At 44.4% G+C, this 12,293-nt stretch carries 12 protein-coding genes; 6 read left to right on the forward strand and 6 right to left on the reverse strand.

Annotated features, from left to right (window positions below; all coding sequences use genetic code 11):
- Window positions 1–50 precede the first annotated feature (50 nt).
- On the forward strand, window positions 51–614 hold the full coding sequence (locus tag ACVXHP_RS15295; protein ID WP_032330846.1) for a sce7726 family protein: 564 nt from the start codon (window positions 51–53) through the stop codon (window positions 612–614).
- Here ACVXHP_RS15295 and ACVXHP_RS15300 read toward each other — a convergent pair.
- From ACVXHP_RS15300 to ACVXHP_RS15315, 4 genes are all read right to left on the reverse strand, one after another.
- Window positions 597–1,685: a beta family protein gene (locus ACVXHP_RS15300; protein WP_228299632.1), complete on the reverse strand. Its 1,089-nt coding sequence runs from the start codon at window positions 1,683–1,685 to the stop codon at window positions 597–599. The two genes, ACVXHP_RS15295 and ACVXHP_RS15300, sit on opposite strands and share 18 nt — an antisense overlap.
- Window positions 1,678–2,526 carry an ImmA/IrrE family metallo-endopeptidase gene (locus ACVXHP_RS15305; RefSeq protein WP_050437351.1) on the reverse strand — a complete coding sequence of 283 codons (849 nt, stop codon included), beginning with the start codon at window positions 2,524–2,526 and terminating at the stop codon, window positions 1,678–1,680. Before ACVXHP_RS15305 ends, ACVXHP_RS15300 begins: the two co-directional genes overlap by 8 nt.
- Window positions 2,516–3,148, reverse strand: a complete 633-nt coding sequence (locus ACVXHP_RS15310; protein ID WP_050437352.1) for a GNAT family N-acetyltransferase — start codon at window positions 3,146–3,148, stop codon at window positions 2,516–2,518. The genes ACVXHP_RS15305 and ACVXHP_RS15310 overlap by 11 nt, the downstream gene beginning before the upstream one ends.
- Before the next feature lie 268 nt (window positions 3,149–3,416).
- Window positions 3,417–4,289 carry a phosphorothioated DNA-binding restriction endonuclease gene (locus ACVXHP_RS15315; RefSeq protein ID WP_447571754.1) on the reverse strand — a complete coding sequence of 291 codons (873 nt, stop codon included), beginning with the start codon at window positions 4,287–4,289 and terminating at the stop codon, window positions 3,417–3,419.
- A gap of 196 nt (window positions 4,290–4,485) precedes the next feature.
- Between ACVXHP_RS15315 and ACVXHP_RS15320 the strand changes: the two genes are divergently transcribed.
- Genes ACVXHP_RS15320 through ACVXHP_RS15330 form a run of 3 tightly spaced genes read left to right on the forward strand, consistent with a single transcriptional unit; the run spans window position 4,486 to window position 5,759 of the window.
- Entirely contained in the window at window positions 4,486–4,935 is a 450-nt protein-coding gene (locus ACVXHP_RS15320) for an STM2901 family protein (protein WP_447571755.1), read from the forward strand.
- Complete coding sequence (locus tag ACVXHP_RS15325; protein WP_447571756.1) at window positions 4,929–5,255, forward strand: DUF1493 family protein; 327 nt, start codon at window positions 4,929–4,931, stop codon at window positions 5,253–5,255. Before ACVXHP_RS15320 ends, ACVXHP_RS15325 begins: the two co-directional genes overlap by 7 nt.
- Before the next feature lie 18 nt (window positions 5,256–5,273).
- Window positions 5,274–5,759, forward strand: coding sequence for an Hcp family type VI secretion system effector (locus tag ACVXHP_RS15330; protein WP_447571757.1), 486 nt, complete (start codon window positions 5,274–5,276; stop codon window positions 5,757–5,759).
- A 62-nt stretch (window positions 5,760–5,821) separates the two neighbouring features.
- On the opposite strand, the gene symE is transcribed toward ACVXHP_RS15330, so the two are convergent.
- Window positions 5,822–6,184 (reverse strand): endoribonuclease SymE, encoded by a 363-nt coding sequence (gene symE, locus ACVXHP_RS15335; RefSeq protein WP_447571758.1) that lies wholly within the window; start codon window positions 6,182–6,184, stop codon window positions 5,822–5,824.
- A 776-nt stretch (window positions 6,185–6,960) separates the two neighbouring features.
- On the opposite strand from symE, the gene ACVXHP_RS15340 reads away from it, so the two are divergent.
- Entirely contained in the window at window positions 6,961–8,331 is a 1,371-nt protein-coding gene (locus ACVXHP_RS15340) for a tyrosine phenol-lyase (RefSeq protein ID WP_200008385.1), read from the forward strand.
- 189 nt (window positions 8,332–8,520) lie between these two features.
- On the forward strand, window positions 8,521–9,786 hold the full coding sequence (locus ACVXHP_RS15345) for an aromatic amino acid transporter (RefSeq protein ID WP_447571759.1): 1,266 nt from the start codon (window positions 8,521–8,523) through the stop codon (window positions 9,784–9,786).
- Window positions 9,787–10,228: 442 nt separating this feature from the next.
- On the opposite strand, the gene ACVXHP_RS15350 is transcribed toward ACVXHP_RS15345, so the two are convergent.
- Window positions 10,229–11,782, reverse strand: coding sequence for an L-lactate permease (locus tag ACVXHP_RS15350; RefSeq protein WP_447571760.1), 1,554 nt, complete (start codon window positions 11,780–11,782; stop codon window positions 10,229–10,231).
- Between the last annotated feature and the right edge of the window lie 511 nt (window positions 11,783–12,293).

Here is a 12,293-nt window from a genome sequence, read left to right on the forward strand (position 1 = left end):
CAAAATCTCTTTTTAATATAAAATGAATCCTAAGAGGGATGGAGGTATACATGCTCAATGATAATAAAATTCGCACTGCATTAATAAATTTTTTACTGGCTAAAAAACCAGCGCCAGAAAGGATTATTGAAGAATTGCATATCGAGAACGGAAGAGCAATAGCTGATGTCGTAGCAGCATATAGTTATTTGCATTGCTACGAGATTAAAGGAGAGACTGATTCAATTGGAAGAATCCTTACTCAAGCTAATTATTATAATACTTCTTTCAACAAAATTACACTTGTAACTACAAAAAATCATTTAACATGGGCATTAAAGCGTTCCCCATCCTTCTGGGGAATCATATTAGTAGAATTAAAAGATAATAACATTACTTTCAAATATATAAGGGGGGCTAAAGATAATATTTTCTTCAGAAAAGAAAATGCTTTCATGATGTTATGGAAGGACGAAATGTTGAAGGTAGCAAATGAAGCCTCTGTACCAGTTAAAAGATCACACACGAGGATGGAAATAGCCGAAATGCTTAGTAGTTCGCTTAAGAAAAGTGATGCTTTGCAAACTATACAAAGCATCATATCTAATCGACTAAAATTAAGGGATGCAGTGTAAAACAAACTTAATGTGTGAAGTCAGCATGGCTTTAATCCAGGATGAGGGATTACCTGCTTTATCTGGTTTTTTAGGCGAATAACTACTTCTATCATAAACATATTGTTCCCCATATGAGAATGTAGTTGCCCTGAAGAATTTTTGGTCATGGATTATTGTGGCAATATCATAATATTGACCATTTCCTCTCTCATCATTCTGGAAAGATCCACCTCTAACACAAAACATATTATTCTTATACGTATAAAATACTTTTGGTGCGGAAACTTTTCTAAATAGCTTCGGATCTAAATCTATATCAGAATAATCAGGGCTAACAATTCCATAATCCCCGTATATAATATTACCAATTTTCTTTTCGTTAACTAATGTGTCCCAAATTTTCCACTCCGCTCTCGTGAACGATTTTCTTTGATAGGTTTCAAGTAATGAGGAAATATTAGCCGGTATCGAAGAGGCTGATATAATACACTTATCAAAGTGAAAGTCTTTATTTACATTTAGAATAAAGTATTCAGCCATGTCAGTTAGTCGCTTTATGTCAGTTGGCTGAATGTATCGTAGATCTATAATTAAGTGCAATTGTTCTACTTTCAGATTTCTAATGATTGCCATCATCTTCAAGAGATGCATTTTTGTTATTTTATAGCTCTCAATATCTTCAGCAACTAACCTTATGGCTAATTTGCCTCCGTTAATTGATAGGCTATCGTAAACACTTTTATTGTGTTTCTCTAATCGGTTGATACCGATCACAGGAATATATAAGTAATCACGAAAAAGAGATAGTATATATTCGTATTGCTCCACTCCATCAATTAATATTTCATCATCCAGGTCATAATTATCTATGTAAAATTCCATGTTTTTAAATAAAGCTTTATTATCCAATCTCTTTTTGAAAGAATGAGCTTTATTCAAAACATTTTCCATTGTTTGATTATTTGATTCTCTTGGTATATCGAAGAATGGAGTGATTTGTGTGAAGATTGTAGCATCTTTTTTGTAAAGCTCTTCGAGGGCTTGAGTTTCGTTGCTTTTTGCTTTTAAAAATGGGATATATTTACTCATTGAAACCAAGCTCCCTTCTGACATCAATTGAATTGACTAAACTTGAGAAGATAACATAATTTTTGTGTTTATTTCTTACCGCACCAGCAGCGATTATTGGGTGTATATTAAATCTTTCGCAGACAGATATTAGACTATCAGGTTCATTAAATGTCCGAAAGACAGCTCTATTTGCTTCTCTGGGTATCAGACTATCAGCTGCGGCTCTGTTAGCCTCAATCTCTACGTCTGTTTCTGTGTCAATGTCTAAATCATCGAGGATTGGCGTATCTAATTTATCATAGTGCAGAGCAATGTGGGATAATTCATGCATTAATGTAAACCAAAAGTAATCATATCTCGAATATCTTAAACTTAGACCTATGACTGGTGTTTTATTTGGTAAACAAAAGGTACAGCCATCTAACTTCATACCTTTGAATGATTTTTCAATTATTAGAATAATACCATATTCTTCTTTAAGGATTCTTGAAATATAATGAATAGATTGTACATCCCTGCTCAAACTTGCAATTATTCCGAGATTTTCAAAATCCAGATCTGTGAAGACCTTTGTATTTCCTTTTAAATAGGTGTTTAATGACTTTTTTTCTATTAATGATAACCATAAATTTATGAGTTCAGAATTAGCATCATCTCTTTTTCTAAATAGTTTATTTTTGTTAAATGTTAAATTTTTTGCTACATCAAGTAGGAATTGATTTTCGTTTTCCATTTCTGGTTTACGGGAAATAATATCTTTTATTTTTTTGCTGTTTTTTATCTTTTGGAAATTTAGTAAAATTTCCAAATCAGACTCACTAAACTGATTTGATACAAAGAAATCTTTCTCATGCGGCATTTGAAATTCCTCCGAGAGTTGATGCGACAACCTGTGATGCCTCATAAAATCGGAGATTTTCTTTTTCATGGTCGACGCCAAAATCAGTCATGCCAAGATGGTTATAGAAACCCTCTGCACTTGGGAGTGCATGTAGGCAAAAACCAGGTCTATACCCCCAGTTTGAACAGGCATAATTAATTGTATGTTGGATAAGCTCTTTGCCTACTCCACTATATTTAGGGGTAAAGTTAGGACGAGGACGATTCCAGTATGCTGTTGCAATATAATCCACGTAGAAAATTTTATTATTATCAAATCGACTTTCTTTTGGATGGTAAAGAACACAAACACCTTGAACTGCGTCGTTTATTTGCAGAAAAAACCACTGATAATCATCACCATTACATTGCAAAAGCTTGCGGCACCAGTCCCAATGCCAATCAGAAAGGCTGTTATCTGCCAGAATTTTCCTTGCTAACTCGTTATCAGTGGCCATACCGGGGTTAGCAGTAATTAGAGCTGACAATAAATCAGCACGATAGGCACCCCATTTGCTCTGCAAGTCAACCACTTTAGCATAGTCAATCCCTACGTGAATTTGGTAATCAACTGATTTTCCTGAAAAATTTTCAACGACCATAAGCTCCCTTTCCATTGTGTCGGCTCATTTTGACTAATAATACAACTTTATAGTCTTTAAGAATGCTCTGCTGGTCAAATTTCTTATTTGATCTATAGAAGGCTATGTTTTGAAGCTGGTTGTTAATCTGGTTATGATGTGGTCATATTAGAATTGGTAAATCAAACCAATTTTGTTGGTATGAATGATGGTATCTTCGCTAATGTAATATGCTTTATTCACTAAAAATCATAAGGATAGTTGCGATGTTCGAGTCCGGCCTTCGCACTCACCTTCTAAACACCTCTTTCCTGTGCCACTCCACAAACCCTTCTTTTGGATAATTCTCGCACATCATCGGCAGCGCTATCGATTTACCGTCGAAATCCCAGAACAGTCTGCCCACCATACCGCTGCCATTCACTGCGGGTGACACCTGAACTCGCATACTCTCATCCAGCCCAATCGAACCTTTATCAAATGCTTTATGGTGGATTGCACACAGCGCCAGGCCGTTTGAAATCTCGCACGGACCGCCGTGCTGTTTCCATTTGATATGGGCGGCTTCCAGGGCAACCGAAGTGCTGTCGTGGCGCATATTGAAGCCACAAATGGCGCATTCATAGTTATAGGCACGCAGAACCTGCTGGCGGAACAATGGGTCCCGCTGTTTGCGGATTTGCAGGATATCAAACCCCAGTTCATCCGCGATCTCTTCCTGGATGCTTTCGGTGAAGTGAGCCTCGAGAATTTGCTGTGCCAGGGTGTTAATGAGGTTGTTGCTCTTTTTCAGCAGGGCAAAATGCTGTTCATCAAAACCTCCTGCAACGTTATGCGCCACCAGTTCTCCGGCAGGGGGCTGTTTGCTGCTGCCGGATGTTGAACAATGCTCGGCGTTTTGGAGCTCCCAGAATCCATCGCCCTGTAAGCGCCAGAAGGGCATATCCGGGCGGTACTGCGCGCGCTGTGGTCCAAATCGCTCCAGCAGGCTATGCAAGGGGTCGCGAACTTCTGAACCGTAATCAAACAGGCGGCCATGGCCCTGCTGATAACCCGCCAGCACGTGAAGCAGCAGCAGAGGTTTGTGCGGCGCACGTTGCTCGCCTTTACGCCAGATGGTGATGTCGGCAATTGCCTGTTGCAGGGGGTTACTGGAAGTCATTGATTTCATTATCAGGTAAATAATTGCGATGATGCTCGCAAAATATCACCTGATCAAGAAAAGACGGGTAGATGCGCTATCGACGTCACTTTTATGTTTTCTGAAAAACACATACGCCACGGCAGTTCCCGTTCCCCCATCTGGGTACGCAGGAGTACGATAAGTATGCAAATTATTGCATATCGAAGGATCTCTGGTGGACACAGTTGAGGAACTTAACGGAACATACTTTTATAAAGGGGTCTGCAACATTTCTGCAGGTGAGCTATTTTTCTGGATTTTCCTCGACAAGATTGATGAACAATTTGGGGGAATTAAAGATGTGGTAGAAATGTCATGTATCATTCTTGGGCTACCATTGTTGAAAACACGGGGTAAGCCATATGGGGCAACACAAGGTACATCAATTGCCTCGAAATATTCTCGTGAGTTTCTTAACGTAAGATTGCCCGTCAGGCTTCCTACCATCACCAATGCCAGTATCAAATATTTAAAACCCATGATGACTAACAATCTGGGGGCATTCGTTGGACGAACAATTCCTGTGATTGGTTGGGCATTACTCGCAAGTGATGTCGCCCAAATTGTCTATAAAACGCTGAATACCTACAACACCATTGCCAGAGAGGATGATCGCGTATGGTGACTGATAACGAGGTATTAGAATTTTTTCGGGGGGAGTTATCTCTCGAGGTAACGTTTACTTTCAAACCTATCCCGATTGAACTTGATACGCCGCTGCAAGGTTACGCTGAATGGGATGAGTTACCGTATGCTATTGAAGATTTTGGAGAGAAATATAACGTTGATGTTTCTGTGATTAATTTCGAGGCCTATTACCCGTGGGAAAGAGAATCGGTCTATCGAAAGTGGTTTACCAAAGAACCCATCAAGCAAGTGTCAAAACCGCTTACTGTGCGTATGTTCGCAGAATCAGCCAGAGCAGGTCACTGGTTATATGATTGATTACAAGGAGTGTTGAAAATGGCTGTACCCGTTCATTTATTTTTTAAAGACGATGGTGGCGCGATGATTCGTGGAGGCTCGGATGTCCGGGGACGTGAAGGCAGTATTGAGTTACGTGGTTTAACGCATAACCTTAGCATTCCAACCGATGGTGCCACTGGAAAGCTAACCGGTACACGCCAACATGGCCCATTCCTATTTGACAAGGAGATCGATTCCTCCAGCCCATACCTTTACAAAGCAGTTGCGACAGGTCAAACACTTCAAAGTGCGGAACTTAAGTTCTTTCACATAAATGATGCAGGCCAGGAAGTGGAATATTTTAATACCCTGCTTGAAGGTGTAAAAGTTGTATCAGTGACACCAATCGTGCATGACACACGTACGGTAACGGGAACCGGGCATTTGGAAAGCGTACAACTGCGCTATGAAAAAATCACCTGGTGTATTGTAGATGGCAATATTCAATATACCGATGCCTGGAACGAACGTACTACGGCATAACAAAGATGACGCAATACCCACTCATAAAGGCGCCCACAGGCGCCTCAATGACAATTACACTCTCACCCCTTCGACCCTTTCCCCGCAATCACCGTGATAAACTCCAGCACCTGCTTTTGTTTGCGTGCCGACAACTTTTCTACTTTGCGCAGCGACTTCATCAGCGCTGACTCTTCGGATTCGACGGCAAGGGCGGTGAGCACGATGCAGCCTTGCATTACGCGCACATCAACGCGGGTGCCGGTGTCGAATCCGGCGGCTTTCAGCCACAGGCCCTTCATCACGATGGATGGAAACTGGACGTACTTCACCGGCAAACGGCTGTAATCAGGATAACGGCTCGCATAACCCACTTTCAGGCAACGGTTATCTGCGGCGTGCACTTCTGGATCAAATGAAACTGCAATACAATGCGTATCAGTCATGGTGACTATTCCCTTTAATAGTTACTGCGATCAGCGATGCGCAGGTGTTGGCGCACCTTCGCATCGCGCTAATAAAACCCCTGTGAATTACCCCAGTAATCTTGCGAAAGACCAGATGTAAATAAGATGAAATAAGCGCGAATAGCACGCTTTCGGAATAAATAGAAAACACCTTCATCCCAATAAATCCGGTATTATTCATCGTATTTATTCATTATCTTTCACACGCCTGAATATCCCCACGCTTCAGAAAACACCGCCTGTCGGTATCAGAGCAAAAATGCGATCTAACTCACTGAAGCAAATAGCAAACTCTGAAACAACACTAATTTGTACACTTTGCTTTACACTTTTGGTGATGTGAATCACAAATAGTGACCCGCGAAGTGATCCGACTCTCACAAAATGGGGTGTACTCATTCACCAATACAAAATGAGAACAGCCTGGAAAGTAAAGTTTTCAGTATTTTCCGTCGCAGGTAACGCTCAACAGCGAACGACAAAACAACACGCAAAAAAAACTTGTTGAATATGAATAGGTAAAAAAATGACGTGTGATTTGCATCACTCACATTTACAGCTTTTTGAATTATTGCCAGTGATTAATGTTGCTCGGACTATTTCCATAATCAATTAAATCTTGCATAGTGCCTTCACATTATTTCTCCCCCTGACTCAGGAGGCGAATAGTTATATTTCATCAGGCTTTATTGATGAACCAGGTATGCTTTACTTCACATTAATACGTACATGACCACTGTTACTGGAGAAACAAAATGAATTATCCGGCAGAACCCTTCCGTATTAAAAGCGTTGAAACTGTATCTATGATCCCGCGTGATGAACGCCTTAAGAAAATGCAGGAAGCGGGTTACAATACTTTCCTGTTAAATTCGAAAGATATTTATATTGACCTGCTGACCGACAGTGGCACCAACGCAATGAGCGACAAGCAGTGGGCCGGAATGATGATGGGTGATGAAGCGTACGCGGGCAGCGAAAACTTCTACCATCTGGAAAGAACGGTTCAGGAACTGTTTGGCTTTAAACATATTGTTCCGACTCACCAGGGGCGTGGCGCTGAAAACCTGTTATCGCAGCTGGCTATTAAACCTGGGCAATATGTTGCCGGGAATATGTATTTCACCACTACCCGTTATCATCAGGAAAAAAATGGCGCGGTGTTTGTCGATATCGTTCGTGACGAAGCGCACGATGCCGGTCTGAATATTGCATTTAAAGGTGATATCGATCTTAAAAAATTACAAAAGCTGATTGATGAAAAAGGTGCCGAGAATATTGCCTATATTTGCCTGGCGGTGACGGTTAACCTCGCGGGTGGACAGCCGGTATCGATGGCTAACATGCGTGCGGTACGTGAACTGACACAAGCGCACGGCATTAAAGTGTTCTACGACGCTACCCGCTGCGTAGAAAACGCCTACTTTATCAAAGAGCAAGAGCAGGGCTTTGAGAACAAGAGCATCGCAGAGATCGTGCATGAGATGTTCAGCTACGCAGACGGTTGTACCATGAGTGGTAAAAAAGACTGTCTGGTGAACATTGGCGGCTTCCTGTGCATGAATGATGACGAAATGTTCTCTGCTGCCAAAGAATTAGTCGTGGTCTACGAAGGGATGCCATCCTACGGCGGCCTCGCCGGACGCGACATGGAAGCTATGGCGATTGGCCTGCGCGAAGCCATGCAGTATGAGTACATTGAGCACCGCGTGAAGCAGGTTCGCTACCTGGGTGACAAGCTGAAAGCCGCTGGCGTACCGATTGTTGAACCGGTGGGTGGTCACGCGGTATTCCTCGATGCGCGCCGCTTCTGCGAGCATCTGACGCAGGACGAGTTCCCGGCGCAAAGCCTGGCTGCCAGCATCTATGTGGAAACTGGCGTACGTAGTATGGAGCGTGGAATTATCTCTGCGGGCCGTAATAACGTGACCGGTGAACACCACAGACCGAAACTGGAAACCGTGCGTCTGACGATTCCGCGCCGCGTTTATACCTACGCGCATATGGATGTCGTGGCTGACGGTATTATTAAACTTTACCAGCACAAAGAAGATATTCGCGGGCTGAAGTTTATTTATGAGCCGAAGCAGTTGCGTTTCTTTACTGCACGCTTTGATTATATCTAAATAATCATTATGGCCCCATCTGGCGATGGGGCTTTTTTGTCTTCTTTTTCCATGAACAGGAAGCCTTTGCGGTGCCCGTTACCGTGACATAACTATAAAAAGTAAACCCTGACTCCGACATTTTTATTATCCGCATGATGTACAAATGACAGCTGTAATTATAACGAATAGTCTACAGGAACATTTATCATGGATATTAATGCCATTGAGCGACAGAGTAGTACCCCCGGACTGATTAGCGGAACCATGTTGGTTATCGCGACCGTAGTGGGTGGCGGAATGTTTTCCCTGCCGATTGCGATGGCTGGCGTATGGTTCCCCGGTGCGTCGGTTATTCTTCTCTTTATTGCCATCATGATGTTATTAACCGGTCTGATGCTGGTTGAAGTTAACCTGCATTATGGCGCTGGTGCCAGTTTTAATACCTTTACCCAGGATTTATTAGGCCGTAAGTGGAATATCGTGGTGGGTATCGCTTTCGGCTTTGTGTTGTATATTCTGACCTATGCCTATATCTCCGGTTCATCGGCGGTGATGGCGCAAACCGTATTTAAATACAGTGGCGTACGCTTTCCGGCAAATATCTCGGTGATTATCGTCAGTATGCTGGTTGGGGCAATTGCCTGGTACAGCTCCTTGCTGGTTGGACGCATCACTACCGTGCTGATTATCGGTAAGTTTGTCGCGTTTTTTGCCACCTTCTCTGGACTGGTGGGCCATATCGAAGTGGCAAAACTCGTCGACAGTGTGGCGGTGGCGCTGCCCAACTCGCAGTATCTGCCGTATATCCTGATGACGCTGCCGTTCTGCATTATCTCGTTTGGTTTTCACGGTAACGTGCCGAGCCTGGTCAAGCTATATGGCCGGAGCGGGATTTCGAATATTACGCGTTCTATTATCATCGGCACGCTGTTTGCCCTGCTGCTGTATATCTTCTGGTTGGGCGTTACGATGGGCAACATTAGCCGTTCCTCGTTCCCGCCAATTATCGCCAAAGGCGGCAATATCGACGTGTTTGTCGAGGCCATCAGCGGGCTGTTCACCAGCCGTTATATGGATCTGATCCTGACCTTCTTCGGCAACTTCGCGGTAGCCAGTTCCCTGCTGGCGGCGACGCTTGGCCTGTTCGATTACATCGCCGATCTTTTTCACTTCCCGGATGACGGCATGGGCCGCCTGAAAACCGCGCTGGTGACTTACTTCCCGCCAGCCGCCGTGTGCTTCTTCTTCCCGAACGGTTTTGTGCACGCGATTGGTTACGCCGGTCTGGCCTTTACTATCTGGAGCGTGATCCTGCCGCCGTTCCTGGTGAAAGCGGCGCGGAAACGTTTTCCGACCGCCAGCTATACCGCGCCGTGTAATAACACCGTGCTCAATCTGGTGATTGTCTGTGGGGCGATTGTTTATCTGACGGTTGTTCTGGACGTATTTGGTCTGCTGCCAACGTTTCGTTAGCACGGGGGCGTTATGTTTCTGACATTGCTACGATTTCAGCATCCGCTGGTCTACCGTTTTGCGTGGCTTCGTCTGTGGGTCAGGGTGTTAAGAGCGTGCGGGCTGCGTAAGTGAAAGGGGACTCGTTGCCGGATGCGGCGCTTGCGCCTTATCCGGCCGACAAATGAGCGTGAAACGTAGGCCTGATAAGCGAAGCGCCATCAGGCATTACACGCGGAAGTAGCGTGGTGGGATCAACGCAGAAAAGGCGTCGAACTTCTTCACCATCTTTTTCCAGAACAACATAACAACAATCCTCGATTTGAAACATCGGCGCTATTTTAGTCAGCGCCGACAAATCGTAAAGCCTGTCGCCTCGTTCCGATCCCGGGGCGGTGTAAACCTTTATGGTCACCGCGTCGTCAAATACGATTGCCGCGAATTCGGCGGGGTTGACAACGGGTTACGCCATAAACCAGTAATAAAACAGACCGACTTTCAGGCCGAGGATCACAATGTAGGCGCAGCAGTATTTCATGGTGCCAGACATTATCTGGTTGGCCTGACCGTCCATTTTGGTGGCTGAAACTGCGATGGCGATGCTCTGCGGCGATATCATTTTTCCGCCCGTTGCGCCGGAGGTGTTGGCCGCTGCCAGCCAGTTGGGATCGATATGCAGCTTGCTGGCGGCAATAGTTTGCAGCTTACCGAACAGAATGTTCGAGTTGGTATCGCTGCCGGTCACAAACGTGCCCAGCGCGCCAATCACCGGGGCGAGGAAGACGTATGAGCTGCCGGTCAGATCGACAATCGACTGGGCCAGCGTGGAAATAATTCCGCTGAGATCCATCACCGTGGCCAGCGCGACGATCGCCATAATCGCCACTATGGAATTTTTAAGCTGGAAAATGGTTTTGATAAACACTTCCAGCATCCCACGTGCCGATGCCCCCTGAATAAAACCGCCGATAATGGTCGCAAAGATGATCAGCATCCCCGGTGTGGTCACCCATTCAACTTTCAGCGCCAGCGTTTTACCGTCAGCCAACGTGAAATGCAGCACCGAGGCCAGTTGGGACGCCGCAGCTTTTATCGTCGGGAACAGCGGCGAACACAGCAGGATAAAAACAAAAATAAACAGATAGATAGAGCCCACGCGGAACAACACTTTTGCCGAGCGCGGCGTGGTTTCGCGGGTATGGCTGACCTCAATGCGCCATTCGGGATCGGTTTTCCCTTTGCGCAGGCGGCTGACCATCGCCACGGCAAGCAGGCTGACCAGGCTCCCGGCAAAGGCGGGCAATTCCGCGCCAAGATGGACAGCGACATAATATTGCGGAACCAGCGTGGTGATGCCGCAAATCAGCGTGATCAGAAATACGCCGCGAATGGCTTTCAGGCCGCCGCCAATTATGCAGACAATGACAAACGGCAGCAGGATATTAAACAGCGCCAGCTGCAAAATAATGGTTCCGCCTAAAGTATAAACCGGCAGATTAACCTGTTCCGCCAGAATAGAAACCGGTATCCCGACCGCGCCGAATGCGGTGGGAACGGTATTTGCCACCAGAGAGGCGATCGCCGCCTTCAGCGGATTGAATCCGAGCGCAATAAGAATACCGATCGGAATGGCGACCGCCGTACCATAACCCGCTGCAGCTTCAAGAAATCCACCAAAGCACCATGAAATCAGCAGCACCTGAATACGCTTATCTTCGCTAATGCTGGCGAGAATATCGCGCAGAATATCCAGCGCTTTGGTCGCCTGCATGACGTTATAACTGAAGATGGCGCCGAGGATCACTATCACGATCGGCCATAATCCCTTCACTGCGCCATAGCCTATTGCGGCTTTCAGATTCTGTATAGGCATTTCCCAGAATAGTGCCGATAGCGCGGCGGTGAAAACTAAAGAGATTAGCACGGAATAATGGATGGGCATTTTCAGTTTTAATATTAAAAATACCATCAGTAGTAACGGAGAGAGTGCCAGGGCAAACATAAAATATTCGTTCATTGCTATTCCCGATTGGTTCATTAAACCTGATTTATATTTATGGTGGGGAGGCTACATGGCTGGATTAATAAAAGCTGTAAACTGAATCGCTTCAGTAAATAAAGTAATTATGATTTGTGGTTTTGTAACTATTGTAATCTTTTAATTAAAATATATCGCCAGGTAAATATACTTAAGAGCAAGCGAAATACTTATAAGTAGTTATTTAACAACCTCTTTGATAATGGTAGTGACGAGAATAGTTATCTCCTGAAACTATTTTTAAGGTGTTCAAAATGCTGTGGTTTTAAATATAAAAATGTGAGCGATGCCGAAATAAATAAACCTGGCTATTGCATGTACCAGTCGATTAGAGGATTATTTTGTTTTGTCATACAAATGAAAATGCAGACATTTACGATTGTCCTGATATAAGAGGCGGAGAGTCGCCATCAACGGAAAACGATCTGAGCACCACCATGAACCCGGGCATTAGTAAAACGAGCAAACAGAAAAACCGGGCGTGAAAGGC

Source organism: Citrobacter freundii complex sp. 2025EL-00176 (assembly GCF_053309355.1).

What these genes read in the sequence shown, in the direction of transcription:
- ACVXHP_RS15310 (WP_050437352.1), bottom strand. Translation starts at nt 3,148, where the DNA reads ATGGTCGTTGAAAATTTTTCAGGAAAATCAGTTGATTACCAAATTCAC.
- ACVXHP_RS15305 (WP_050437351.1), bottom strand. Translation starts at nt 2,526, where the DNA reads ATGCCGCATGAGAAAGATTTCTTTGTATCAAATCAGTTTAGTGAGTCT.
- ACVXHP_RS15340 (WP_200008385.1), top strand. Translation starts at nt 6,961, where the DNA reads ATGAATTATCCGGCAGAACCCTTCCGTATTAAAAGCGTTGAAACTGTA.
- ACVXHP_RS15350 (WP_447571760.1), bottom strand. Translation starts at nt 11,782, where the DNA reads ATGAACGAATATTTTATGTTTGCCCTGGCACTCTCTCCGTTACTACTG.
- ACVXHP_RS15315 (WP_447571754.1), bottom strand. Translation starts at nt 4,289, where the DNA reads ATGACTTCCAGTAACCCCCTGCAACAGGCAATTGCCGACATCACCATC.
- ACVXHP_RS15300 (WP_228299632.1), bottom strand. Translation starts at nt 1,685, where the DNA reads ATGAGTAAATATATCCCATTTTTAAAAGCAAAAAGCAACGAAACTCAA.
- ACVXHP_RS15325 (WP_447571756.1), top strand. Translation starts at nt 4,929, where the DNA reads ATGGTGACTGATAACGAGGTATTAGAATTTTTTCGGGGGGAGTTATCT.
- ACVXHP_RS15295 (WP_032330846.1), top strand. Translation starts at nt 51, where the DNA reads ATGCTCAATGATAATAAAATTCGCACTGCATTAATAAATTTTTTACTG.
- ACVXHP_RS15345 (WP_447571759.1), top strand. Translation starts at nt 8,521, where the DNA reads ATGGATATTAATGCCATTGAGCGACAGAGTAGTACCCCCGGACTGATT.
- ACVXHP_RS15330 (WP_447571757.1), top strand. Translation starts at nt 5,274, where the DNA reads ATGGCTGTACCCGTTCATTTATTTTTTAAAGACGATGGTGGCGCGATG.
- symE (WP_447571758.1), bottom strand. Translation starts at nt 6,184, where the DNA reads ATGACTGATACGCATTGTATTGCAGTTTCATTTGATCCAGAAGTGCAC.